The 25,541-nt window shown below is 52.7% G+C and carries 25 protein-coding genes and 1 tRNA gene; 14 read left to right on the forward strand and 12 right to left on the reverse strand.

Annotation, left to right across the window (positions count from 1 at the left end):
* Positions 1-12 precede the first annotated feature (12 nt).
* The 5 genes from AB7C91_RS06200 to AB7C91_RS06220 form a co-directional block, all read right to left on the reverse strand.
* Complete coding sequence (locus AB7C91_RS06200; protein WP_332447093.1) at positions 13-1,194, reverse strand: ABC transporter permease; 1,182 nt, start codon at positions 1,192-1,194, stop codon at positions 13-15.
* The gene (locus AB7C91_RS06205; protein ID WP_332447092.1) at positions 1,184-1,870 is read right to left on the reverse strand and encodes an ABC transporter ATP-binding protein; all 687 of its coding nucleotides are present in this window, start codon (positions 1,868-1,870) and stop codon (positions 1,184-1,186) included. The genes AB7C91_RS06200 and AB7C91_RS06205 overlap by 11 nt, the downstream gene beginning before the upstream one ends.
* A gap of 1 nt (position 1,871) precedes the next feature.
* Positions 1,872-2,996 (reverse strand): efflux RND transporter periplasmic adaptor subunit, encoded by a 1,125-nt coding sequence (locus tag AB7C91_RS06210; protein ID WP_332447091.1) that lies wholly within the window; start codon positions 2,994-2,996, stop codon positions 1,872-1,874.
* Positions 2,997-3,010: 14 nt separating this feature from the next.
* Positions 3,011-4,447 (reverse strand): hypothetical protein, encoded by a 1,437-nt coding sequence (locus AB7C91_RS06215; protein WP_428589953.1) that lies wholly within the window; start codon positions 4,445-4,447, stop codon positions 3,011-3,013.
* Between the two features lie 97 nt (positions 4,448-4,544).
* Positions 4,545-5,255, reverse strand: a complete 711-nt coding sequence (locus AB7C91_RS06220) for an SDR family oxidoreductase (protein WP_428589956.1) — start codon at positions 5,253-5,255, stop codon at positions 4,545-4,547.
* Positions 5,256-5,360: 105 nt separating this feature from the next.
* On the opposite strand from AB7C91_RS06220, the gene ftsH reads away from it, so the two are divergent.
* Genes ftsH through AB7C91_RS06240 form a run of 4 tightly spaced genes read left to right on the forward strand, consistent with a single transcriptional unit; the run spans position 5,361 to position 11,192 of the window.
* Positions 5,361-7,325: an ATP-dependent zinc metalloprotease FtsH gene (ftsH, locus tag AB7C91_RS06225; RefSeq protein ID WP_332447088.1), complete on the forward strand. Its 1,965-nt coding sequence runs from the start codon at positions 5,361-5,363 to the stop codon at positions 7,323-7,325.
* 11 nt (positions 7,326-7,336) lie between these two features.
* Positions 7,337-8,281 (forward strand): Hsp33 family molecular chaperone HslO, encoded by a 945-nt coding sequence (locus AB7C91_RS06230; protein WP_428589959.1) that lies wholly within the window; start codon positions 7,337-7,339, stop codon positions 8,279-8,281.
* The gene (gene rlmKL / locus AB7C91_RS06235) at positions 8,278-10,509 is read left to right on the forward strand and encodes a bifunctional 23S rRNA (guanine(2069)-N(7))-methyltransferase RlmK/23S rRNA (guanine(2445)-N(2))-methyltransferase RlmL (protein WP_332447086.1); all 2,232 of its coding nucleotides are present in this window, start codon (positions 8,278-8,280) and stop codon (positions 10,507-10,509) included. The genes AB7C91_RS06230 and rlmKL overlap by 4 nt, the downstream gene beginning before the upstream one ends.
* A gap of 59 nt (positions 10,510-10,568) precedes the next feature.
* Positions 10,569-11,192, forward strand: a complete 624-nt coding sequence (locus tag AB7C91_RS06240; protein WP_332447085.1) for a CpXC domain-containing protein — start codon at positions 10,569-10,571, stop codon at positions 11,190-11,192.
* Here the strand turns inward: AB7C91_RS06240 and AB7C91_RS06245 are convergent.
* The 3 genes from AB7C91_RS06245 to AB7C91_RS06255 all read right to left on the reverse strand — a co-directional run bounded on the left by AB7C91_RS06245 (position 11,170) and on the right by AB7C91_RS06255 (position 14,500).
* Entirely contained in the window at positions 11,170-12,195 is a 1,026-nt protein-coding gene (locus AB7C91_RS06245) for a 2-hydroxyacid dehydrogenase (RefSeq protein ID WP_332447084.1), read from the reverse strand. The two genes, AB7C91_RS06240 and AB7C91_RS06245, sit on opposite strands and share 23 nt — an antisense overlap.
* Before the next feature lie 45 nt (positions 12,196-12,240).
* Positions 12,241-13,008 carry a Fic/DOC family protein gene (locus AB7C91_RS06250; protein WP_332447083.1) on the reverse strand — a complete coding sequence of 256 codons (768 nt, stop codon included), beginning with the start codon at positions 13,006-13,008 and terminating at the stop codon, positions 12,241-12,243.
* Positions 13,009-13,201: 193 nt separating this feature from the next.
* Entirely contained in the window at positions 13,202-14,500 is a 1,299-nt protein-coding gene (locus AB7C91_RS06255; protein ID WP_428589964.1) for a hypothetical protein, read from the reverse strand.
* Between the two features lie 163 nt (positions 14,501-14,663).
* On the opposite strand from AB7C91_RS06255, the gene AB7C91_RS06260 reads away from it, so the two are divergent.
* Both AB7C91_RS06260 and AB7C91_RS06265 read left to right on the forward strand, forming a co-directional pair.
* Positions 14,664-15,245 carry a TIGR00730 family Rossman fold protein gene (locus AB7C91_RS06260; protein ID WP_428589967.1) on the forward strand — a complete coding sequence of 194 codons (582 nt, stop codon included), beginning with the start codon at positions 14,664-14,666 and terminating at the stop codon, positions 15,243-15,245.
* Between the two features lie 39 nt (positions 15,246-15,284).
* Positions 15,285-16,211: a YitT family protein gene (locus AB7C91_RS06265; RefSeq protein WP_332447080.1), complete on the forward strand. Its 927-nt coding sequence runs from the start codon at positions 15,285-15,287 to the stop codon at positions 16,209-16,211.
* On the opposite strand, the gene AB7C91_RS06270 is transcribed toward AB7C91_RS06265, so the two are convergent.
* Complete coding sequence (locus tag AB7C91_RS06270; RefSeq protein ID WP_428589971.1) at positions 16,208-17,116, reverse strand: nucleotidyltransferase family protein; 909 nt, start codon at positions 17,114-17,116, stop codon at positions 16,208-16,210. The genes AB7C91_RS06265 and AB7C91_RS06270 overlap by 4 nt on opposite strands.
* Before the next feature lie 126 nt (positions 17,117-17,242).
* On the opposite strand from AB7C91_RS06270, the gene AB7C91_RS06275 reads away from it, so the two are divergent.
* Complete coding sequence (locus AB7C91_RS06275) at positions 17,243-17,545, forward strand: hypothetical protein (RefSeq protein WP_332447078.1); 303 nt, start codon at positions 17,243-17,245, stop codon at positions 17,543-17,545.
* Here the strand turns inward: AB7C91_RS06275 and AB7C91_RS06280 are convergent.
* On the reverse strand, positions 17,542-18,114 hold the full coding sequence (locus tag AB7C91_RS06280) for a hypothetical protein (protein ID WP_332447077.1): 573 nt from the start codon (positions 18,112-18,114) through the stop codon (positions 17,542-17,544). The two genes, AB7C91_RS06275 and AB7C91_RS06280, sit on opposite strands and share 4 nt — an antisense overlap.
* Positions 18,115-18,327: 213 nt before the next feature.
* Between AB7C91_RS06280 and AB7C91_RS06285 the strand changes: the two genes are divergently transcribed.
* Positions 18,328-18,401, forward strand: a tRNA-Arg gene (locus AB7C91_RS06285).
* Positions 18,402-18,414: 13 nt separating this feature from the next.
* On the opposite strand, the gene AB7C91_RS06290 is transcribed toward AB7C91_RS06285, so the two are convergent.
* On the reverse strand, positions 18,415-20,556 hold the full coding sequence (locus tag AB7C91_RS06290) for a beta-glucosidase (RefSeq protein WP_332447076.1): 2,142 nt from the start codon (positions 20,554-20,556) through the stop codon (positions 18,415-18,417).
* 73 nt (positions 20,557-20,629) lie between these two features.
* Here AB7C91_RS06290 and AB7C91_RS06295 point away from each other — a divergent pair, with 73 nt between their 5' ends.
* Genes AB7C91_RS06295 through rpoN form a run of 6 tightly spaced genes read left to right on the forward strand, consistent with a single transcriptional unit; the run spans position 20,630 to position 25,200 of the window.
* On the forward strand, positions 20,630-21,442 hold the full coding sequence (locus AB7C91_RS06295) for a TIGR00282 family metallophosphoesterase (RefSeq protein WP_332447075.1): 813 nt from the start codon (positions 20,630-20,632) through the stop codon (positions 21,440-21,442).
* 2 nt (positions 21,443-21,444) lie between these two features.
* Positions 21,445-21,861 (forward strand): SoxR reducing system RseC family protein, encoded by a 417-nt coding sequence (locus AB7C91_RS06300; protein WP_332447074.1) that lies wholly within the window; start codon positions 21,445-21,447, stop codon positions 21,859-21,861.
* Between the two features lie 37 nt (positions 21,862-21,898).
* Complete coding sequence (lptC, locus tag AB7C91_RS06305) at positions 21,899-22,438, forward strand: LPS export ABC transporter periplasmic protein LptC (protein ID WP_332447073.1); 540 nt, start codon at positions 21,899-21,901, stop codon at positions 22,436-22,438.
* Positions 22,435-23,058, forward strand: coding sequence for a hypothetical protein (locus AB7C91_RS06310; RefSeq protein ID WP_332447072.1), 624 nt, complete (start codon positions 22,435-22,437; stop codon positions 23,056-23,058). Before lptC ends, AB7C91_RS06310 begins: the two co-directional genes overlap by 4 nt.
* Positions 23,051-23,797, forward strand: a complete 747-nt coding sequence (gene lptB / locus AB7C91_RS06315; protein ID WP_332447071.1) for an LPS export ABC transporter ATP-binding protein — start codon at positions 23,051-23,053, stop codon at positions 23,795-23,797. The genes AB7C91_RS06310 and lptB overlap by 8 nt, the downstream gene beginning before the upstream one ends.
* Positions 23,797-25,200: an RNA polymerase factor sigma-54 gene (gene rpoN, locus AB7C91_RS06320; protein ID WP_332447070.1), complete on the forward strand. Its 1,404-nt coding sequence runs from the start codon at positions 23,797-23,799 to the stop codon at positions 25,198-25,200. Before lptB ends, rpoN begins: the two co-directional genes overlap by 1 nt.
* A gap of 44 nt (positions 25,201-25,244) precedes the next feature.
* Here the strand turns inward: rpoN and AB7C91_RS06325 are convergent, their stop codons facing one another.
* On the reverse strand, positions 25,245-25,541 hold the full coding sequence (locus AB7C91_RS06325; protein WP_332447069.1) for an HPF/RaiA family ribosome-associated protein: 297 nt from the start codon (positions 25,539-25,541) through the stop codon (positions 25,245-25,247).

A 25,541-nucleotide genomic window follows, 5' to 3' on the forward strand; every position in this document is an offset into this window, starting at 1 on the left:
TCCCCCGAGCTCTTATTCGTAGTTGAGGGCATCGATCGGGTCCAATCGGGATGCTTTCATCGCAGGATACCATCCGAAGAAAACACCGACGAACATCGAAAAGCCCAGTGCAAGTATGACTGACGTATAGGATAAATGCAACGACCAATCCATAAGGTTGGTCACTGCATAACTGAGCAACGCCCCTACAGTGATGCCGAGCAAGCCTCCGATGATGGTAAGCGTCAACGCTTCACAGATGAATTGGCCGCGTATGACATTTGGGCTCGCCCCAAGAGCCTTGCGGATGCCGATCTCCTTGGTACGCTCGGCTACGGACACCAACATGATGTTCATGATGCCGATGCCACCCACCAGAAGACTGATCGCGGCGATGGCTGCCAAAAACGCACTGAAGGTTCCCGTAATCTGATTAGCCATCTCCGCCAAACTGGCAGGACTGAAAAGATTGTATCCATCGGTTCCTACGATTCCATCAAGATACTCGGTCACCCGATCGGATACCTCGATCGTATCGAACCCCGATTTCACCTTCAACACATACGCTCCGACAGAGGTAGCTCGGGCAAATCGCTGGGTATACGTATTGTACGGGATGAAAACGGTATTGTTGTACGATAGATTGAAGGTCGCATCCTTGCTCTCAAGCACCCCGACGATCAGATAACTTTTCGCTTGGTTACGGAACAGGCTGACATATTGGCCCACCGCCTGGCCGTCAGGGAACAGCTCATCGGCAATGGCAGAACCGAGGACGACGACCTGTCTCCGATTGATATTGTCCATGGCGCTGAAGAATGAACCCTCTGCAAATTCCAGATTCAGAACCGAACCATATTCAGAAAGCACGCCTGAAACCGATGCATTGATGGTTTCCTTCCCATTGCGTACCTGGGCGTTGCTGTTATTCTGAGGCAGTACGATCTCAAGTCCGTCTATGTCCCTGATCAGCATATCGGAGAATTCCTCATCAAAGATTCCGGTGCTGCGTTGACCGTAGGAAGGATAGATGGTGATCATGTCCAAACCACCGACGGCGATGCTGTCGGTAATACTCTGGGAAGCGCTTGCACCGATGGTCAGGATCGCTACGACCGAAGCCACCCCGATGATGATGCCAAGCAGGGAGAGGACGGTGCGCAGTTTGCTTCCACGCATTGCATTGAAGGCAAGTTTGATATTTTCAAAGAGCATACCCTTCCTCCAATTTTCCGTCACGTAGATGAATTTGGCGACGGCAACGCATTCCCAATTCCCGGTCATGCGTCACAAATACCACGGTACGCCCCTCACTGTTCAGTTCCTCGAACAACTCCATGATCTGATTCCCGGTTTTACTGTCCAGTGCACCGGTCGGTTCATCGGCCAGCAGAATGGTTGGATTGTTCACCAATGCACGGGCGATGGCAACCCGCTGTTTCTGCCCGCCGGACAGCTCGTTGGGCCGGTGATGCAACCGATCGGCGAGACCGACCCGTTCGAGGGCTTCCATAGCCTGTTGCTTGCGTTCCCGTACGGAAACCCCGGCGTACAACAAAGGGGTGATCACATTATCCAGGGCGGAAAGTTTTCCCAGCAGATTAAACTGCTGAAAAACAAAACCCACCTTCCTGTTGCGAATATAGGCCAGCTCGGCTTCATTCAATCCGGCCGTATTTTCCCCGTCGATATCGATGAGCCCGCTGGTCGGCGTATCCAAACAACCGATGAGGTTCATCATGGTTGACTTTCCGCTTCCGGATGGTCCCATGATGGAGGTGAACTCCCCTCGCCTGATATCCACGCTGATGCCGTCAAGAGCCTTCACCATGAATTCCCCCATGATGTAGTAGCGTCTGACATTCTGTAACCGTATTACGCTGTCTTCCATCTTAGCGCATCCTTACGCCCATGGAACCTCCGGGGGAACCGCCGCCGAATCCGGCAAGGGCGCCTGCCGAGGTATCGGTACGTTTGACCAGCAAGGTATCTCCGACCTTGAGATCTCCACTGAGCAGCTGACTGATGCCTTCTCCAAGATACTTGACGGTAACCGGAACGCTGACCGTACTGCCATCTGCAAGTTTCTTGGTCACCGTGCTGCTTCCGCGCGTGGTGGTGACCGCACTCTGGGGCAACAGCACGAGCTTGGTCTCCCCCTCACTGGAGATGCTGCCTTCGAAGGTGTAACCGGGAGCAATGGATTGAGGAGGATCGGGAATGGTCAATTGAACATCCATCACACCGATGCCTTGGTTGGTGTACCGCCCGAGCATGGGGATGTAGGTCACATCAGCCTCAATGGAGGATTCAGGATAGGAATCGAAATACAGTACCGCCTTCTGCCCGAGTTTGACGTATTGCATGTCGATTTCGTCGATTTCCACCGTCGCTTTCAGACTGGAACGGTCAATGATGGTCATGGCACTTGAACCAGCGTCGAAATAATCGCCTTCACTGACATTCACTTCCGCCACCACCCCATCGAAGTTGGCATAGGCCTTCGTATAGTCGAGGCTGTTCATCGCCGATTGCAGCTTCAGTTTCGCAAGTTCAATATCCCGTTCGCTTCCGGTCACTTCCAACTGTTCAAGTTCAGCCTTCAGATTGGCGACATTGTATTGTTGGGTGGTATCGTCTATTGCGATCAGGACATCCCCCTTTTTCACGACATCCCCTTCCTTGACATAGACCTTCGTCACCGTCCCGGTTGCACGAAGAATGACTTTCTGCGTATCGTTAGGTTCCACATAACCGGAGAGGTCGATGGTAGTGGTGAAGGTATTCTCATACACCTTCGCCTCCACTTCCTTGACGGCGGTGACCGGGGCTTTTGCCTGGGCCCAAGGGAACCGGCTGTTCGTCTTATAGAAGCTGTAGAGATAGAGAGCCAAAGCAATGAGAGCGAGCACCACCACCGTGGTGACGACGCGCTTGATGCGCTGTCTTCTGATTTTCTTGCGCAGTTGGTTGCGGACCTGATGTTCTGTATTCACTTCATGGGATGTCTCTTGCATGGAATCCTCTCTCCTTAGATTTGCATGGTACGGATCCGATTCTCCAGAATCAGACCTTCAAGCAAGGTAGTCTGCAGGGTGTATGCATCCTGGTCGACAGTGAAGGCGGCGTCATCCACTTGTTGCTGCGTCGCCAAGCCTTTTGCAAACAAGGTCTTCTGTTGTTCCAGCAGATTTTGATCATAGGCGATGGTCTGCTTGAGCAAGGTATACTGCAACTTCCAGGAGGCTATGTCACTCTGCAACTGTGCGGCATTGGATGCATACTCGTCCCGGGCGCTGGTATAGGCAAGCTGGGCGAGCATGACTTCGTTCTCCGCCTTCTGCAGCGTCAGACGGTCGGATGCATCAGTAGGATTGTTCTTCCAGGTGCCTCCGACCGAGACGGAAGGGGAAAAATCATTGGCGGTAACGTCGTAGGTCGCATTGACCTTCGCAGTGACGGAGAATTGTTTGGCACTCAGGGTAGCCGATGCGGATCCCTGCAACATTTCCTTTGCCGGGACTCCAACGATCAAACCGGCATTGGCCGAAGATCCTCCGATACCGCCGCCCACAACCAAGTTCCTGTTGGTGAACTCGGCCTGTTTCAGCCTGAGCGCTTCCTTCGCCAAATCAAGGGCAAGGCTCTTCAGACGAACCGAGCTGTTGCCGTTCACCTCGCTGGAGAAATTCAAATCCGGTTCCTTGATCTCCTGGACACCGTCCCAGGCGAATGAGGTCAGGGTGGAGAATTGTGCGAGCAGCAATTCCTTTGTGTCTGTATAGGATGCAAGAGCAGCCTGCTTTGCTTGGATGGCCTGCGTTTGCGCCTGATAGGCAAGACTATCCTGCTTGAGCGTTTTCAACTGCAACGCTTGTTCGACCGACCGTTTCAGGTCGGCGATCTCTTTCTGTGTCTTTTTGATCGACTGTTCATTCGCCAGGATCCGGGAGATCTGGGTATAGATGCTGGAGGTGAATTGCAGCTTGCTCGTATCATAGGTACTCAGTGCCAATACCTCGGTTTGCTGGTTGAGCAGGTTCTCCTGGTTATCCGCCGTGTAGCCGTAGGTGATGGTGTGGGAAACCTCAACCGAAGGGGTGAGTGCATAGGCTGAACCTGGGGTCTGGACGGCGATCGGCAGGGAAACATCAATGGTGGTCTTCCCGTCATCAGGGAACACGAAGGTCGCACCTACCCCGGTGGTCTTGAGGTCGTAGGCGCCGGCCGTAGTATTATATGCTGCCGAGACTGTCCCACTGGAAAGTGTTACATCCACCCCCGCTTTCGCTTGGGAAATACCTTGGGAAAGCAAGGCGTTTTGTTTGGTTAGTTCCAGATCCTGCATCTGGCTCGACTGCGCAAGCGCCTTCTGGACAAGATCATCCAGCGGAAGGGAGACCAACGGGACGGAGACGACAAGCAGGCAGGCAAGAAACAACAAACGTCTGGCATGTACGTTGTACATCGGTACACACTCCTCACATATTCGATCGATCACTGGTATTTACTATCCTACAAATCCCATACAAACGGCAACGCTTTGCCACCCAACTCCACATAAACTACAAAAGTCTTTGTCCTCCGTCCACGCAAAGCTCCGTACCGGTAACAAACGACGCCTCCAAAAGATACGAAACGGCTTTGCAGATATCCAGAGCCGAACCGGTGCGTCTGAGCGGGAGCGTCTGTTCCATCTTGGAAAAATAGGCGTCGTCACCATTGCTGAGCACAGGACCTGGACTGATGGCATTGACCCTGATCATGGGAGCCAACGCAACGGCCAACGCCTTGGTCTGCATTGCCAATGCACCTTTGGAGCAGTAATACGCGGGTCGTGAGCTCGTCGGGCTGCTGAGCTTGGTATCGAGCACGTTGATGATGCTCCCCGTCCCCCCACGCTGCTTCACATGCAGATACAGCTGCTTGGAAAGAAAGAAGGGGGCTGTGCTGTGCACCGCCATTGCCTGTTCGAACACCTGCAGGTCGGTCTGTTCCAGCGAAACGGAGGGAAAAACCGATGCATTGTTGATCACATGATCGATCCGACCGTACAAAGAGCATGCACGAGTGAAGAAATCCTCGAGCAGTTCGCTCTGCCGTAGGTCGGCCTGCACCAGTTTCAGGTCATAGCCGAGGCTGCAAAGCTCCTCTGCCTCCGCTGTGCTGGTATGATACTGCACAACCATGCGGTATCCCTGCTTCGCCAGATGCAGGACAAGCGCTCTGCCAATACGTTTTGCTCCACCGGTAATCAGAACCACAGGTTGTTCCATCATAGAACTGTAACTATACCGACCTGGTTGCCGATTGGCAATTGCCACAGTATATTTGAGCTGTGGGAGGGAGTGCTCTCCCAACTTTTACAAGGATACCGGGCGATGAGCAAAGACAATAAACAAGATAAAGACTGGAAAGAAGCATTCAAACGAAAATTCAATATTGAACCGGGGGTTCACCTGGGTGACAACGGGCCGAAGGACAAGAAGAAATTCACCTTCTCCTTTTGGTATTTTTTCGTTATCCTCATGCTCTTTCTGGTATTGAATACCTTCATGGTTACGCGTCAGGCGAATGTCTATTCGGTTGACTACACCCAATTCAAGTCTCTCATAGAAAACGGGACGATCAAACGGGTGGCGATCGGGACGGAGCAGTACATTGGCTATCCGTACACCAAGGATCAAGCGGTGAGTGACCTCAATACGTTGACCGTGGACAAGACGGGGCCGGTGGCAAACACCCTTTTGCAGTCCTTCAGCACCTACAAGGTCGACGACCCAACCTTCATACCCCTGCTCGATTCCAAGGGGGTCGAGTACTACGCCACCCCACCGGAAAAACCAAGCCTGCTTTCCTCACTGCTTTCCTACGTGTTGCCGTTTGTATTCGTCCTCTTGATCTGGCGTTTCCTGTTCTCCAAACTCGGCGGACAGGGCGGACAAGGGGTCCTCTCCTTCAATCAGAACAAGGCGAAGATCGTTGCCGAAGGGGACACAGGCGTACGGTTCGCCGACGTTGCCGGAGCCGATGAAAGCAAGTATGAGCTCGAGGAGGTCGTGGACTTCCTCAAGCATCCAGAGAAATATACGGAAATCGGAGGGAAAATACCCAAGGGCGTCCTCTTGGTCGGCCCTCCGGGAACCGGCAAGACCTTGCTTGCCAAGGCTGTTGCAGGAGAAGCCGGGGTCCCCTTCTTCAAGATGAGTGGTGCCGACTTTGTCGAAATGTTCGTCGGTGTCGGAGCCGCCCGGGTGCGGGACCTGTTCCGTCAAGCACGGGAAAATTCCCCCTGTATTATTTTCATCGATGAAATCGATGCCATCGGCCGCTCTCGCGTATCTGCAGGCATCGGCGGCAACGATGAGCGGGAACAGACGCTGAACCAGCTGCTGGTGGAGATGGACGGATTCGATTCACGTACCGGTGTCATCATTCTGGCCGCCACCAACCGTCCCGAGATTCTCGACCCTGCACTCCTCCGTCCCGGCCGCTTCGACCGTCAGGTTCTGATCGACAAGCCGGACTTGGAAGGCAGACTGTCCATTCTCAAGATCCATACCAGAAACATCAAGCTTGCCGACGATGTGGATCTTCGCAAAATCGCCCAAGGTGCCGCCGGTCTTGCCGGTGCGGACCTTGCCAACATCGCCAATGAGGCAGCGCTTCTGGCGGTTCGCCAAAAACGCAATGCAGTCACCCAGGCTGATTTGGAAGAAGCAATTGAGAAATCGGTGGCGGGACTGGAACGAAAAAGCCGATTGCTCAACGCCAAGGAACGGGAACGGGTTGCCTATCACGAAACCGGTCATGCCCTGACCGCCTACCTTACCGAAGGCGCGGAGCCGGTCAGCAAGATATCCATCATCCCCCGTGGGTTGGGAGCATTGGGGTATACGCTGCAGTATCCGACCGAGGATCGCTTTCTGCTCAGCCAAAGCGAATTGTTGGGCAACATCGACACCTTGCTGGGAGGCCGGGCTGCCGAGGAAGTCATTTTCAAGGAAATTTCCACAGGAGCCGGCAATGACATCAGCAGAGCCAGCGACTTGGTCCGTCGCATGATCACCGAGTTCGGGATGAGCGAGCGATATCGGAATATCACGCTGCCCACCACCCAAAGCGGAATCGCTGGGGTCTCGGGTGCTCGCGAGTACTCGGAGAAGGCACAGGAATACATTGATACCGAAACGGCGCGCATCGTCAATGAACGCTATCAGGTCGTCAAAGGAAACCTGGAGAAGAACCGTAAAGCGCTTGAATTGATCACCTCCAAGTTGCTTGAAAATGAAGTAATCAATGGAAGCGAGTTCCAAGCTCTTGCAAAAAGTGAGGTCATTGTCTAATCTGCTTCCGTATGATTAAGAAAAAGATAGAAGATAGAGATTTACAGGAACACCTGGCCTCCCTACCTGAAGATGGGCGCGAGGTGTTTCTTTTGCATAACGATTTGATTCGTGTTACTGCAATCCAAGCAACAAACCTGATAAACCAGATGCGGGAGAATCATGAACTGGGCCTCTTGGAGACCTATGTGTTGGGTCAGGCGTACCTGGCGGCCGGCTTGCTCAGTGCGACGGTCAAAGGCAACGACCGAATTCAGCTGAACATAGAATGCGGAGGCCCCATTGGCGGCGTCTTTGTGGAAGCATGGGCGGTGGGGGCGGTTCGCGGATACCTCAAGCACAACCCCATCCCCTTGCAGCGGCAACTGACCAGTCTCGACCTCAACGAACTTTACGGACCGGGATTCCTTTCGGTCTCCAAATTGTTGGAAGGACACAAGACGCCCTTCACGGGCCAGACCATGATGGCCTATGGTGATCTTGCCAAGGATCTCGCCCTGTATTATCAGCAGTCGGAACAGACTCCTTCACTGTTTGTACTTTCGATTCATTTCGATACGGCCGGTCAGGTGACGGGAAGCGGAGCACTCTTTCTGCAAGCCATGCCCGGCTGCGATGACGCGGTGCTTTCCCAACTGGAGCAGACGGCCGGAAGGCTTGCCTCCCTCGGATCGTTCCTGTCCGAAGGAAAACCTGTCAGTGAATACGTGCAAGAGCAGTTCGCATCGCTGGGCGTTCGGCATCTGGCCCATCAACCACTCGGCTTTTCCTGCCCGTGTTCACGCGAACAATATACACGTTACCTGCAGCAATTGAACCAAGAGGATCAAGCAGACATTCTTGAGAATGGACCGTTTCCCCTTGAGTTGGTTTGTGTGAACTGCAACACACACTACCAGTATGAGAAATTTGAACTTGCATCCCTGTTGTCAAAGGCAGGAGGAGGAAGACTATGATTTTCTTTGCCACATCTGCCTTGTACATGAATGACATCATCGAGGAGGAAGCCCGAAAGGCGGGAGCCACCGATATCAGGACGGTCAGTGGAGGGGTTGAATTCTCAGCCGACCTGGCCGCCGCCTACCGGTTCTGCATCACCAGCCGCACGGCGACCCGCGTGTTGCTCGGACTGTTTCAGGATGAGGACGTCCAGAATATCGATGATCTGTATGAAGCATCCCTGCAGATACCCTGGGAAGAATGGGTGAATCCGAACATCACCTTCTCGGTTACCGAGACCGTGAAAAACGTTTCCTATCTGAGAAACTCACACTTTGCAGCGATCAAGCTCAAGGACGCTATCGTCGACCGCATCCGCGAGAAATTCGAAGGTGAACGGCCACAGGTGGACAAGGAAGACAGCGATGTCGTCTTCCATGTCCACATCGATGGGGAAGCAGTCGCCTGGTATGTTGATTTCTCCGGCAGGGGACTCTATCGCAGAGGATACCGTGCCGCCCAGACTGATGCAGTACTGAGCGAATATCTTGCCTGTTCGGTTATTTATCGTTCGGAATGGAGAAAGACTCTGGAGAAAGGCGAAGGGGTTCCCCTTTTGCTTGATCCCTTCTGCGGAAGCGGAACCTTGGCCATCGAGGCAGCCCTTTGGGCAAGCGACCAAGCCCCCGGGCTGGTCAGCTCCCGCAAATTCGCGTTCTTCAATCTTCCGATCCATGACGAGGCTCTTTGGGAACAGATTGTCGACGAAGCTTGGGACGCAGCCGAGAAAGCGAAGGACCGTGAGATTTCCATCCATGCATGGGACATCGATCCCAAGGCGATTGCGATTGCAAAGAAGCATGCAAAGCTGGCGCATGTCGATCATCTGATCGATTTCCAGGTGAAGGATTTCACCACCATCAAGGCTGAGGACGTTCCCCAGCAGGCCGGATATATCATCACCGACCCTCCCTACGGGATCCGCATGCAGAATGATGTCGATTTGAAAATTCTCTATCGCAAAATCGGTCAACAAATCAGTTCTCTGTTCGGCGGTTGGTACGTTGCAATCCTCTGTGGACAACAGGATCTGCTTTCCTACGTCGACATGAAACCGGACCGGACCAACACGGTGAACAACGGGGGTATAACCTGTCAGATCGCCCATTATTACGTATTCACCGAGGAAGAGCGTCAGCAGATGATCGAACGCGCCATCCAACGCAAGGCAGAACGCCTTGCCCTGCCCCTGAGCGAAGGAGCACAAATGGCGTACAACCGTTTGGTCAAGAATCTGGCGAACCTACGGCCGAAAATGGCTGAACAGCAGGTCACCTGCTACCGGATCTACGATGCCGACATGCCCGAATACAGTGCCGCCATCGACTTGTATGAGGAGAAGTACATCAGCCTGCAGGAATATGCACCTCCCGCTACCATTGATGCAGAGGATGCTCTCAGAAGACTGGGCGAGCTCATCGATGCCACCGAACGGGCTACCGGAGTCGACCGGGAGCGTATCTATGTCAGGCAACGTACCATCCAGAAGGGAGAAAAGCAGTACGAGAAGATGGCCAGCACCGACAAGTTCTACATAGTCAACGAGTCGGGGGCAAAGTATCTGGTCAACTTCACCGATTACCTGGATACCGGCGTGTTCCTCGACCATCGTCCGATTCGCACGGAGATCGCCAACATTGCACAGGGCAAGCGTTTTCTCAACCTGTTCTGCTATACCGGCACGGCAACCGTTCAGGCTGCTAAAGGCGGAGCCTTGAGCACGGTCAGTGTCGATGCCTCGGCCACCTACCTCGACTGGGCGGTCAAGAATATGGAGCTCAATGGTTTCACCGGGATGAATCATTTCTTCTATCGCAGTGATTGCCTGCAGTTCCTCTTTGACACCTTCGACCGATATGATTTGATTTTCTGTGATCCCCCGACCTTCTCCAATGGAACGGGCAGGGACAATTTCGATGTGGATCGTGACCAGGTCAGACTGATCAAGGCCTGTATGATGCATCTCGATCCCAAGGGGACGCTGATTTTCAGCTGCAATTACCGCAAGTTCCGACTCGATGAACGGTTGATCGACGAGTTTGATGTCCAGGACATCACCCCGTCTACGATCGGGTTTGACTTCGAACGCGACCAGAAGATCCACTACACCTTCCAGATCAGGCATCGTGCAGTGGTAAAAACAACCAAGAGCAAGCCTGTGGTACGGGCAATTCGCAAAAAGTAATGATTGGGCTCCTGCAAGGGAGCCTTTTCTTTCCCTGCCCGCCATGGTAGAGTCAGCACATGCACCAAGCCACCCTCGCCTGTCCGCACTGCCACGAGCAACAGAGCCATACGCTGCACCCCTTTGTGGATCTGGCCAAGCAACCCAAACAAAAGTTGGCGATCCTTACCGACTCACTGTTCACCGTCACCTGCCCGGCGTGCAATCGGCAATTTTCAGTCCTGCATGAATGCCTGGTGGTGGATGAAACTCGAAAATTTGCCGTGTTGCTTGCACCGCAAAGTGAATCGTCCGAGCTGGACAATTCGTTTGCCGATGGAATCCGATGGGAAACCTATACCCTTCGGTTGGTGACCGACACCGCGAGCTTGAAGGAAAAGATCCTGCTGCTTGACAGCGAATTGGATGACCGGACGATAGAACTGTGCAAGTTGTATTTGAGCATGCAGCTTGATGCTTCCTCGGTGCGACTCTTCTTTGCCGAACACCAACACAAAGAGGGCCAGTTGCTTTTTTCGGTCATCAACGAGCAAGGCGCATTGGCAGGTTCCCTGTCGGTTGAGGCTGAACTGTATCGGCAACTGCTTGATACATCCAGACGATTCATCCCCAAGGAGGGATGCTTCAGCAAGGTGGATGCCCATTGGGCGATGAACCAGATCAAAAACAACGCTGACCACTGATTTTGTGGCAAGTGTCGCACTGGTAACAGATCTCATGCTCCATCACCTCTCCCTTCACGTATGACTCGATGCTGGTCAAGGTGGTTTTGGCAATGTTCTGAAGCGCTTCCCTCGTCAGGAACGCCTGATGGCTGGTCACCAAGACATTGGGCATACTGATCAAGAGCATCAATACATCATCGTCAAGGATGGTCGAGCTTTTATCTTCATAGAACACCTCCCCTTCCTCTTCATATACATCCAAGGCTGCTGCTCCGATCTTTTTGCTTCTGATTCCTTCGAGCAAGGCATGGCTGTCCACCAGAGCCCCGCGGGAAGTGTTGATCAAAACGACTTGGTCCTTCATCCATCCGATCGACCGTCGATTGATCAAATGTACAGAATCCTCGGTCAGTGGACAATGCAGGCTGATGATGTCGCTACGCCGGCACAAGTCTTCAAAATCGGTATAGTGTGCCTCCAGTGCCGGATCAGGATAGGGATCGAAGCAAAGCACCTGCATGCCGAATCCTTTGCAGATGTCGATGAAGATGCGCCCGATTTTTCCCGTTCCGACCACCCCGATCGTCTTTCCGTGCAAATCGAAGCCTACCAGCCCGTTGAGACTGAAATTGAACTCACGGGTGCGGACGTAACTGTGGTGGGTATGTCGCACCGCACTGAGCAGCAGAGCCATTGCATGCTCGGCAACGGCATACGGCGAATAAGCCGGTACCCTGACGATATGGATTTTCCCGAAGGCGGCCTTGAAATCGATATTGTTGTATCCGGCACAGCGCATGGCCAATAAGCGCACACCCTTCTGATACAAGGTCTCGAGAACCTGCTCGTTGATGGTGTCGTTCACAAAAGCGCAGACCACCTCGAAATCATCCGCCAATGCCGAAGTCTGCTCATTCAATTTTGACTCATAGTAGGTGATCTGAAAACCGAAATCAGCTGCATATTGGTCGAACCATACTCTGTCATACGGTTTTGTATCAAAAAACGCAATGCGTGTCATAGGGAGTTCTCCTTCCATGAGGACAAGCTGCCCCGTCCCCAAAACTTAGATGACCACCTCTTCCAAAACATCGATCAAGAGCTGATAATCGCCGTCGATCGCACTGATATCGGCTTCCAACAACCGGTCGGCATCAACCTGCGACCAGTCGACGTCATACCCTGCATTCATCGACAACTGGTAGAAAAACAATCGGGCTGCGCGTCCATTGCCATCCCGGAACGGGTGCAATGCCTCGAGCTCTCCCATATAAAATGCGAGATCATTGATGAACCGCTCACGATCAAGGTCTTTCAGATAATGGTCCTTGCGCAACCTGGTAAAGATGTCCTCGGCGGCACTTTCGATGAACTCAGGACTGCAGAACACCGTCCGTTTCGCAGCCACTGTTGTTCTCACCAAACCCGCTGAGGGATATACGTCGCCGAACATCCGCTCATGGATCGATTTGAGATATTCGAAGTCATAGGTATTCTGTACGGTCTCCAAAAGCATTTCCGCCGTGCGAAGATCGGCAAGAAACGCTTCCACCTTCCGAAGTTTTCCCCGTTCCTTGATGGAGAAATAATTCACCAGACAGGATGTATGTTGATAAAACGTATGTTCATCCTTCGGTGGAACATACTCATGCGAAAGATCATGATCCTCAATATAGCGCTGGATACTTTCATCAGGGGAAGCCTCCCCTTCCAAAACGTTCCGTACCGATTGTTCCTCTTCTTCGGAAAACGCAAATCCTTCCGCTTCATGATTGAACTTGATATAGTCGATGCATGCTTGCACTCGGCCTGCTTTCATAAAAACACTAACCATCCTTCTGCCCCCTCGGGGGCACGGTATATCCTTTCTCGTACAAATCCCGAACTGCATCAGAACAGGATATCTTCCAAGAACCCTTTACCTTATCTTGGTCTATGATAGCCATACCGAAGAACAGAGGTCAAGGCACGGTATACAAAAAGAGCCCGTTGACGGGCTCTTTTCTGAAGAAATTCATGCGTGTCTGCTAGAAAGAGAATCCCATGTACACCGTTCCTTCCGCAAATTGGGGAATGGTGGAGAGCGAGGAAAGCCCGCCCTCACTGAGGATCAAACCATATTTTCCGTTGACACCCAGGCTGAAAGTCTTGTTGAACTTATATTCGAACCCGGCCTTTGCGAATGCACCGTAGAGCATATGATCGCTGTTGGTATCCGCCAGACTCGGTCCATAGGTGAAGAATCCACCAAGACCCAGATCAAAGACGGTCTTGCCGAACTCCATGTTCAGCATCGGACTTACGCTGACCGTGATGGCATGATCAAGATGGGAAATCGGTGTGGCGAAATCGAAGGCAAGCAAATCCTTGGCCACGGAAGACCAGCTGTAGCTGTTCATGTACGGAGAGTATGCAAGACCGATATCCACGCCCAGACCCAATGAATCGTTGAAGGTCATCAGGTTGTTCAGTTGCAAGCCAAGCTCAGCTTGTACATTGAATCGGGAATAAGACCCACTCAATGCGGGATTCTGGAAGTTGAGTACACCGCCCAGCGTAAGGGTGGAATACGCGCGACTCGCAGCTTTTGCTTTTTGGGCAACGGGGGCGCTTTCAGCCACGGAAGGCTGTGCTTCAGCGACCGGTGCGGCCGCCGGCGCTTCGAGTGCGGGTGCGCTTTCCTGGACTACCGGTTGCGGCTCCACCACTGCAGGTTCGTTTGCAGCAACCTGTTCAGGCATGGGCACTACTGCTTCGGCTACCGGAACCACCGGCTCTGTGGAGGCGCTCACGGCAACCTCGGCTACTGGTTGTTCCTGGACCGGGGCGCTTTGTTCTGCTACGACCGGCTGGCTTTCGGCTACCGGCTGCTCCTGCACCGGGGCCGGCTGTTCAGCGACGACCGGCTGGCTCTCGGCTACCGGTTGTTCCTGCACCGGGGCCGGCTGTTCAGCGACGACCGGCTGGCTCTCGGCTACCGGTTGTTCCTGCACCGGGGCCGGTTGTTCAGCTGTTTGGACCGCAGGTTGTTCGACCGGGAACATCGGCTGGGCTACCGACTGTGCACTATCGCTGAAATTAACTCCATCATAGGATTGCTGCAGATACAGCGTATGGGCGATGGTCCCATCAAGACCTCGTTGGGTATAACTGGTCACCGAAGAATCGACCACTGTCCAAGCATCGGCATTCTCGCCATCCACTTGGTAGCGGAAGGTAGTCACCAGAGGATCCTCAAGCAGCCACTCCCAGGTTATGACAACAGGCACTGCGAACAAGACCGATGGCAACAGGATCAAGGCTGCCAATACTGCTAATACTTTCATTCTCATAGTACACAACTCCTATCAATAGCTCTGAAGAAGGCTACCAAACTACCGTATATTGTATCATACACTTCTCCCTTCAATATAACAAGCAAACCGACGGTCGGTAACCCCTGTTCCTACAATAGTTGCAACTGATGTGTCATATCGGTAGGCTGATACCATGAACAACATACGAACCTTGGCCGTATTTTGCGGCAGCAGCAATGGGAAAAACCCCATATATGAGATGACAGCCCGCCAATTGGGGGAGGCCATGAGCAAAAAATGCCTTGGGTTGGTCTACGGCGGCGGTAATCGGGGGTTGATGGGCTCAGTAGCCCAAAGCCTCTACCAACGCGGAGGAAACGTCATCGGGGTCCTTCCCGAGGCCTTGAATCGACCGGATGTGCGCATGCATCAGGTGGAGGACACTTTGATCATTGCGTCCTCCATGCATGAACGCAAACAGACGATGTACGATCTTGCCGATGCCTTCGTGGCATTGCCCGGGGGAATCGGGACGTTCGAGGAAATCCTGGAAGTGTATACGTGGTTGCAACTCGGCTATCATCACAAACCGGTGGCGTTGCTCAATGTCGCAGGATTCTATGACCAGTTGCTTGCGTTCCTGCAACACAGCGTTGACGAGGGGTTCCTGAAACAGGACCACCTCCATGCGTTGATCGTCGAACAAGACGTCGAATCGCTTCTCGCCCGCTTGGTAACATGGAATGCCGATCTGAGTGACAAACTGAGGCAATGAACTGTAGATACTTTGCTGTTTTGGATCTATGCTATGTGCATGACCAAACAGCAATATCATCTGCTTGAACTCTTCTACATCACGACAGGGTCGTTTCTTACCGCCCTGGGCATCGCACTGTTCTCCTCCCCTGCCAAGATTGCCAGCGGGGGGGTCAGCGGTATTGCCATCATCATCTACCACACCCTGGGAATCGACACCGGTCTTTCCATTTTCATCCTTTCGGTACCTCTGTTTCTGTTGGGTGTGGCCATTTTCGGCAAGCAGTACGGGGCCAAGTCCCTGGGTGGAACCATCCTGTTGAGTTTGTTCACCTCCCTGATCAACGCATGGGTCGGTTACGACGGGGTCTTGGATTACAGCAATCCGCTTTCCATCCTGTTGTCGGCGATCAGCGGGGGCGTGTTGATGGGACTCGGCGTGGGTCTGGTGCTCCGAAGCGGGGCAAACACCGGGGGAACGGACATCCTTGCCCAAATACTTGCACGGTTCACCCCGCTTTCCCTGGGAACATCGCTGTTCCTCGTCGATGCACTCATCATCGCATCAAGCGCCTTCATCTTCTCCTTGGAGATGGCGTTATATGCAACGATGACGGTCTATATCGTCGGAGTCACCATTGATCGGGTGGTGCTCTCATTTGGAACGCGTTCTGCGAAGACTGTATTCATCATCAGCGAGAAGCGTAAGGAAATCGAGCTTGCAATCCTGGAGGAACTCGGCCATGGAGGCACCATACTCTACGGCAGCGGGATGTACACCGGTTTTGAGCGGCCGGTCATCATGACGGTGGTGGCCAACAACAAACTCGGCGCACTGACCGCCATCGTCCATCGGCATGACGATGACGCTTTCATGGTGGTGCAAGAGGCATACAAAGTCCTCGGTGAGGGGTTCACCCCCATCGAGGAAGCAGCTTGGGCGGGTCTGTCGGACGTCACCCAGAAACAAAAGAGGAAGTCCTAGTATTTCCAGAGCTTCTCGGGATAGTAGCCTTTTGCCACCTTCTGAGCCAGTTGATCCTTCACATTCTGGCGGTCTTCGCTGTATGTCATGCCGAACCAGGTATCCTGGGTGGTGTAGAACCGAATCTTTCCTTCCTGATTCGTTACGATGCGGCTGGCACCGTTGGGAAGATAGCACTCCGTCTTTTCACTGGTGATGTTGTCCTTGATGAACGATTCCCAATACGAAGCGAAACTGGTAAAGGCCGTGGGAGCGAATCCGAAGAAATTCATGGACACCCATTCCTTGCCGGTGAGCACCAAATCAGCCCCTTCACGATGACTGACCACCTGCTCGCCCTCGTAGCCGATTTTGGTATGCTCTTCCATATCGAGCAGGTATCCATCCTCAACATGGCAAATCGCCCGACTGACGGTTCCGCTGCGGCTCATGGTATGGTCAAGCACATAGCCCACCATCGCATGTTCGGTACTTGCAGGATCGAGTTCGGTGAGGTGTTTGCCAAGTACGACGAAAGCATCCCTACCATAATAGTCGTCCGCGTTGATCACGGCGAACGGTTCTTTGATCACAGGCTCTGCGCATAACACGGCATGAATGGTCCCCCATGGTTTTTTGCGCCCTTGGGAGAGCCGTTTCTGCTCCTCATTCAACAAGGAATCCTGGTTTTGAAACACATAAGAAGCATCCATATTGTTGGCAATGCGATCGAATACCCGTTCACGGAAATCCTTTTCGATATCCTTACGGATCAGGAAAATCACCTTCTCAAACCCGCTTTTATGGGCGTCATACACGCCGAAGTCAAGCAAGGTCTCCCCGTGAGAGCCCACACTGTCTATCTGTTTGATCCCGCCGTAGCGGCTACCCATTCCTGCTGCCATTACCAATAGTGTCGGTTTCATCCATACCCTCCTCTGCAAGGTTGCTTTGTCACTCCCATTCTAGCGCCACTTCTTTGACCGAGTCAAACGGACATTGCAGGGAAAGCCGGTATGGAAAAACAGGACGAGGTGGAGTATGCTGTGCCCATGAACAATCGAGAATGGTATTCCCAGGTCATGCAGTTCTGTCAAACGGCAGGTTCCTGCACCCGTTGTCCGTACCATCTGTTGGCACAGACAGAGTTTTCCAACCAAACGGATGATCGTCCCTGCTTTTCCAACCCCCAAAGCCTGGCGGAACTGGAGGCATGGCTGATGCAACGCCATGATCTAGCCGAGGATGATGAATCCGATGAGGCCGATGATGACCACCAGTGGCTCAAGGAGTTGCTGAAAGGACAATTCGATGAGGAAGATGAAGCATTCTTCCTCGATGAGGAGCTGCTTTAGAGCACTTCGATGCTCAGTTCAATGGCAGCGGAATACCAGCCCGTGGCAAATTGATTGGGATCGAAATCCGGTATTTCCGCCAGGATCTGTCCCGACTCATAGAGGATGGTCTCATTGTTTCCGTATACTCCGCGGACTCCGAGATCTTTTTGCATGGAAGCGTTTCCCGATACACTCATCCCCCTTGAGGTGTCACTGACCACCCGTACCGAAAACGGGATGACCGACCGTTGGCCGGGAAGAATGGTTTCCGCCTGGTCGAGGACAAAGGAAAATTGTTGTTCATCACCCCTCTGTCCGGGGCGAACAGCCAGCTTGAACTGGGATACGGCATTATTGGAAACCAAGGTATAGGAGCCTACCTGGATGGTACTGTTCCTGCTTTCGGCAAGATTGAAATTCAAGGCTTGTTGGTTTTGCTCAACACGGAAGATTTCGGTAACCGGCATTTCCCCCTGCACCTGTACACTGCTGAACGGAAGCGGAGAGGAATAGGCGGATGCGCATAGGCCAAGAACCAATGCAAACAAGATTCCTTTTTGTATGGGATGTGCCAGGCTTCGTATCATACAGTTCCTTCCTGTAGCTTGTAGTGTACTGAGCGAACAAACACGTGTCAAGAGTTGTAGTTGTACTTCCCAATGACATCAAAAATTCTTCTTATACTATACAAATATACATATATAATATAAATAATTATATATAATCGATCTCCTGTCATAAGATTTCTTTTTCGGCCCCTTGACAGAGCACTCCCCTCTGCCGTACGATAAGCAGGTTATGGGCCCGTAGCTCAGCTGGATAGAGCGTCTCCCTCCGGAGGAGAAGGTCGTGAGTTCGAACCCCGCCGGGCTCAAGCATTTGGGAAGTCACACATCGTGGCTTCCTTTTTTTGCATATTCCACCACCGCTTTCAGGCGGATATCCCGACTACTGGAGCCGATGCGTAGTTCATACGAACCGGCATCGCTGGTAAAGCTCCAGGACGCTTGGTCCCAACGACTGAACGCCTCATCCGTAATCAGGAAATCGACCAGCTTCTGCTCGTTTGCCTTGAGCAATACCTTGCTAAAACCCCTCAGTTCCTGAAAAGGCCTGAAGATCTTGGGATCAAGCGGATGCATATACAGCTGCACGACCTCCGCACCGGTTCGGTCTCCCACATTCGTCAGCATACACTGCAGGTGCCAAGTCCTCTCATCCAATTGCCGTACCTCCAATTCTCCATACTGAAACCGAGTATATGAGAGTCCATGGCCGAAACAAAAGGCGACTTCGCTTTGCTCTGTATCAAATTGGCGGTACCCGACCATAAGTCCTTCCCGATATACCAAATCAGAGACCGAGCGGATGGTACTGTCCCCCTGGCCCTTCTTGATGCGCGCCACATTTGTGGTGGCAAAATCCTTGGGATAGGTGCGCATGCTCCGATAATCCTCCAGACGTCTTGCAACGGTATAGGGCAGTTTACCAGAGGGATTGACCGTACCATACAGCAATGCTTCCAATGCGTCTGCCGTGGAACTTCCGAGATACGAGGCAAATAAAATGGCTTGGGCGGCATCCTGCCAGGATTCTGTTTCCACCGCCCCTCCGCTCTGCACCACCACCACGACATGCTTATTCAGTTGAGCCGCCTGCTGTATAGATCTGATGTCGGTCCCGGAGAGCCGCCAGGGACGATCATAGGCTTCGCTCTCCTCGATATGATCGTATCCTACGACCAGGACCACTGCGTCACATTCCCTGACCCGTGCATGCCATTTCCTGCTGTACACCCAATGACGGGGGAGCAAGGCAACCTTGCCGGCCAGCCGTTGGGCAAGCGTCTGCGGTTTCTGTTGCCATTGGATCATGGAAGAGCCGCCGCCTTGGGCTACCTTGCAGGCATTGTCTCCTCCCAGACAGATGCGCTGGGAAGAGGAAAGCGGCAACAAGGATTGCTCATTCTTGGCCAAAACGACCGATGCAACGGATGCATCAAACGCCGCTTGGAGATGCGCTTCGCCCCCGATTTTCAGCGAATCATCGACAGTGGGGACGGTGAACAGTCCTGCTTTCTCATAACTGGACAGCAGATGCATGATCCGTTTGTCGAGCTGCTCGTCATCAAACACCCCGGCCTCGAATGCAGAAACCACTTTTTCCTTGGTCAGGTATTTGGCTTGGGGCATCTCGACATCCACGCCGCAGGCGAGCACGCCCTTCGTTGAATACAATGAGTTCCAATCGCTGATGACCAACCCTTCAAATCCCCAATCCCCTCGGAGTACACCATCCAGCAAATAAGGATGCTCACTGGTATAGGTACCATTCACTTGGTTGTAGCTGGTCATCACCGCCAAACATCCGGCTTGAACGGCCTGTTTGAAAGCAGGAAGATACAATTCATGTAAACTGCGCTCGTCAACCACGGAATTGGATTTATGCCGGTCGTATTCGCTGTTGTTGCAGGCGAAGTGCTTGACCGTGGCGATCACAGGATGGGACTGCACTCCCTTGATGTAGGAGGCTGCCATCTGGCCACAAAGATAGGGGTCTTCCCCGAAGTATTCGAAATTACGTCCGTTTACCGGAACCCTTGCCAAGTTCACCCCAGGGCCGAGCAACACCCCGATTCCCATTGCCCGGCACTCCTCACCCAGAGCATCCCCTACTCTTTGGATAAGATTGCGGTCGAAGGTTGATGCAAGCGAAATTGCTGCCGGAAAATCGGTGACCGGAGCATTCCACCCCCTGATCCCCAGCGTTGCGTCACTGGTCCAAACCGGCTTGAGTCCGATTCGTCCTATACCGGGAATGCAGAACTCATCCACACCTCCCAACAAAGTGATCTTCTCCTCCCTGGTGAGGGCCGCTGTGATCCGTTTGGCGATCGAAGGCTCGTCGCTGGGAGGCAGAAGCAACTGCATCGGCGTAGCATCGGTTATGAGATCCCTGTTCTCCAGCATTTGCTTCATTCGTGTTTGGATGATGCACTTGAATCGTTTCTGTATCCACCGAAGCTTCACGATGCGCCTCCACGTTTCGATTGTACCACACCATGGGTTGCCTTCCCATGGAAAAACTCGGTACTGTAACAGTATGAGCATACGTGTACTCTTTTTAGGTGAAATCGTGGGAAAACCAGGCATCCAAGTCGTGAAGCAGACACTCAAGACGGTGCGTTTGGAGCGTGAAATAGATCTGGTCATTGCAAACGGCGAAGGAGCGACCAGCGGTTTCGGCCTTGGGCGGGCACACAGCATGCAACTTTTGAAACTGGGCGTAGATATTCTCACCGGCGGGGAGAAGATCTATTACAAACTGGATATGGTTGAGTTCATAGCCAAGAATCCCAGCATTCTCAGACCAGCCAATTACCCGCCCCAGAACCCGGGCAGGGGGGTACGGTACCTTACTGTCCAGTCGCAGAAGGTGTGTGTGATCAACATCCTGGGCAACGCCGATTTCCCGCGCACCCATCTTTCCAATGCATTCAGCCTTGCACAGATATTGGTGGACAAGGCACGCGAGGACGGAGCAATCGCCCTGGTGCAGTTCCACGCCTCCCCTACCGCGGAAAAGCTTTCGATGGGGTTCATGCTTGACGGAAAGGCCGCCGCTGTGATAGGTACCCATACGAAAGTGCAAAGCGGTGATGCCAGGATTCTCAGCAAGGGCACGGCATACATCACCGACAATGGTCGTTGCGGTAGCCAGAGAAGTGTCGGCGGCTTTGCCAGCAAGACGGAAATAGAGAAATACATCACCCAAGTTCCAAGTCGTAGTCAGGAATGTTGGGATGATTTGGCCTTGGTCGGCGTCATCGTAGAGATCAATGAGGAAGGAAAGGCAGTAGCCATAGAACCCATGAGCATCCCGGTGCAGCAAGACGAACAGGCCAAGGAGGAATAAACATGTACGAAGAAGTCAAAGTAACCAAAATACTTTCGCCGGATATGCTGGAGGTATCGTGTTCAAGTGCTGCATGCAATGGATGCAAGGGCGGCGCGTTCTGCAATACCAAAAATAAACGATTCGAAGCGTTCAATGAGGAAAAGCTTTCGGTCAAACAAGGTTCAACGGTAAAAATCTATCTCAAGCCCTCCCGCACGATAGCCGGGACCCTGATTACCTTGATCCTTCCGCTTTTACTCTTCCCCGTCGCTTATTATCTATCGAAGCTGGCACATCTGGGGGAGGGTGCATCCTTCTTGATTGCGATCGGCGGAATCGCCATCGGATTCATCGGCGTGTACCTGTATTTTAAAAAGAAGGAGAAGCATTACCTTCCAGTTGTCGAGCAAGTGCTCTCAGAAGAGAGCGAAGAATGAGATTGCCCAAACCAAGAAGGACGGCTATACTCAAGGCATGCGTGGAAAACTCCTTCTTGGCATGGTTCTTGCATCGATAACACTATCCTCCTGTTCGCTTTCTTCTGAACAGGAGATTGCCATGCGTTCACTCCAGCTTCCCACCATGGTGCTCTCCGATGCCACCTACGTGCTGGACCGTTCTCCACAATTACCGATCACCGTAGTCGCCGAGGAGATTTCCCTTTACGACAACCCCAAGCGGGCAACCCTGAAGAATCTCAGCTTCACCCAGTATGATGCCAAGGGCGTTTTGGAACTCTCCGGCTCAGCTGACCTGGCAAGTGTGGATCTCGGCACCTATGATGCCGAACTTACCGGTTCTGTCCGGGTGGAAAAGGCCGATGCTCACTTGGTGATTGAAGCCGACCAGATCCAATGGATCCAGGACCAGGAGAAGCTTCTGAGCAATCCGGATTCCATCGTCCAATTGACCTTTGAAGGAAACAAAAGGGTCAAAGGTACCTCCTTGGTGGTGGAACTGTCCACTTCCACGGTGAGTTTCAAGGAAGTCGAGCAGGGGGTGATCGATTTATGAGAAGGCTTTATACCACCCTCATCCTCTGCTTCCTCGTTTCCGCACTGCTTGGGGCGAAGGAAATCACCTTCTCAGGCGGGACTACCAAAATGCAGATGCAGGAAGGCTTCCAGACGATTTCCTTGGGAGGCGGAGCACGGATTACCAGCGGTTCACTCCAACTTTCCGCCACCCAGATTGAATTATCCGGCAAGGACTACCGCTATGTACAATGCACCGGGAATGTAGAGTTGCATGATCAACAAAAGGGGCTCTCCCTGAAAGCGAAGGATCTCTTCTACGACCGACAGGAGGAACTGATCCTGGTCAATGGATATTTTGAATTGGAGGACACTTCCAATGCCTTGCTGGCTTCAGCCTTCTACCTCTCTTTCGCTCTCGAGTCAGGGCAGGTCTCCCTGCAGGTTCAGGTTACACTGTTCAAGGATACCGATTCGGGGGTGATGGCCTGCCGCTCAGATACACTGCTCTTTGATAGAAACCGTCAAAATCTTGATTTGAAGGGAGATGCAAACGTCAATTGGGCAGGCGACCTCTACGAGGCACAGCGGATCACGGTAGACCTTGTGACCGAGGAAATTGCGATGGATGGCTCCATCAAGGGGGTCATCAATGGCTGAACGGTTCACCAGCGTCCTGGAGGTCCAGCACCTGGCCAAATCCTACGGCAAAAAAGAGGTGGTTAAGGATGTGTCCTTCACCATGCGATCGGGGGAAGTCATCGGACTGCTCGGTCCCAACGGGGCGGGCAAAACTACCACGTTCTATATGATCGTCGGTTTTTTGAAAGCCAGGACGGGTACGATTCTCCTCAATGGGGAGGATATCACCACCCTGCCGATGTATCTGCGATCGAAACGGGGACTCTCGTACCTCCCTCAGGAACCTTCCATCTTTCGAAAGCTCAGCGTGGAAGACAACATCCGTCTCGTAGCCCAAACGCGAAGGGATCTGGACCGGGATGCCCAGGAGGAACGGGTCAATGCTCTGATCAGTGAATTCGGCATTGAGGACGTACGCAAACAAAAAGGCTACACCCTCAGCGGGGGGGAACGCAGACGCACGGAAATCGCCCGTGCACTCGCATCGAACCCCCAGTTCCTGTTGTTGGACGAACCCTTTGCAGGAATAGACCCCAAGGCGGTGTATGAAATCAAACACCTGATCAAGACATTGGCATCGCAAGGTATCGGTATCCTGCTTACCGACCATAATGTTCGTGACACGCTCTCCATCACCACAAGAGCGCATATCATCAACGCCGGAACAATCCTGGTATCGGGAGGAAAGCAGGAACTGCTTTCGAACACCATCGCCCGGGAAATTTACTTCGGACAAGAATTCGGGGAGGAATCCTGATGGAATTTTCACCAAATCTATCGCTTTCCCAGAAACAGCAACTCAAACTCAGCCCACAATTGCTTCAAACATTCGAGTTGATGGCGCTTCCGTTGACCGAGTTGCAACAGAAGATCAAAAGCGAGATCGAGTCAAACCCCGCCTTGGAACTGCCGTCCGGCGGTGAGGTTTCCTATGAACAGTTCGCCCAACAGAAACAGCAACGTGAAGCTTCCCGTACGGAAGACACCTATTCCGATTCGTCCAGCTATGGCAGCGATCGTGGCGGCTATGATTATGAAGCAAGCGACCGACAGCAGAAATTCATGGAAAACGCCTTGTCGGAAGAAGAGACCCTTCAGGAACATTTGCTCAGCCAATTGGGATGTGAACAACTCGAGGATGCAGCATATGCGGTAGGGGAAATTCTGATCACCAATATGGATGCCAATGGATTTTTCCTTGAAGACCCCCAGTCGTTGCTTACCCCCTCCCAGCTTGTCCATCTTGAGCCGGTGCTGCATCTGATCCACCAATTCGATCCTCCGGGAGTGGGTGCCAAGGATTGGCGGGAATCCTTGATCCTGCAGGCTCAGTCCAAAGGCTTGCAAAAAGAGGACCTTCAACATTTCACCGCCTTGGTGCAGGACAATCTCGAGTTGATGCGGGCTAACAAGCAATCAGTTGTCGCCAAGAACCTCGGCATTGAGATTGAGGATCTGGAAGAGTTGTATACCTTCTTGAAAACCCTCACTCCGTTTCCGGGACAAGGATTCGCCAGCGGCCCGGAGCAAATGGTCATCCCCGACCTCTCCATCAAACAGGAAGAGGGAGAGCTGGTGCTCAGGATGAACAATGCTTCCTTGCCTGACCTTCGGATTAATGCTGAGTTTGCATCACTGGCAGGGGAACTGGGCAACGATGAGGAAGCGAAGAAAGCACAACATTACATCCAGCAACAGGTAAAAAACGCAAATGCTTTGATTTTTCAGGTACAGATCAGGAACCAAACGCTCTACAAGGTCGCCCAGGTCCTGCTTGCCGAACAACATGAGTTCTTCCTGTTCGGTCCGCAATACATCAAACCCTTGACACAGAAGGAAGTCGCCCAACAGATCGGGGTGCATGAGACGACGATCAGCAGGATATCAACGGCGAAATGGATGGATACCGACTGGGGCATCTTCCCCATCAAAAAGCTGTTCAGCAATGCCGTCGGGGAAGAAGGAGCTGAACTCTCCAAGCAGGCGGTAAAAGAGACCATCCGGCAAATCCTTGAGGAGCATCAGGGGCAGAAGGCCCTTTCCGACCAGAAGATTTCCGATATTCTCAAGGGGAAGGGAATCTCGGTCGCCCGTCGTACCGTGGCAAAATATCGGAATGAACTGAATATCGATCCTTCGTTCATTCGGGGTACGAATTAGAAACGGGGCGCTTTCGCGCCCCGAACCTATCCATAAAAAATCTATCAATGTTCCTTGATTTTGCCTTTCTCCTTTCGAGCTGTGGCTTCAATCTTGTCGGTAATCAACTCGATTCCCTCATACAGCTCGTAGCAATCATAGGTGACCATCTTGATGGTACCCCAAGCGAAGTGGAGCTTAGCGTCCAAGTGGTATCCCTGCCCTTCTGTCTCGCGAGTGATCACGATGTCCAAGTCATGCAGATACCCTTCGGCGAATTGCAGTTTCTGGAGCTTTTTATCCAGGAATGCACGTGTCTCATCACTTGGGTTGTAACGGATGCCTCTGACTGTCAAATTCAT

The sequence above is a fragment of the Sphaerochaeta sp. genome (assembly GCF_050256055.1).
Taxonomy (GTDB): Bacteria; Spirochaetota; Spirochaetia; order Sphaerochaetales; family Sphaerochaetaceae; genus Sphaerochaeta.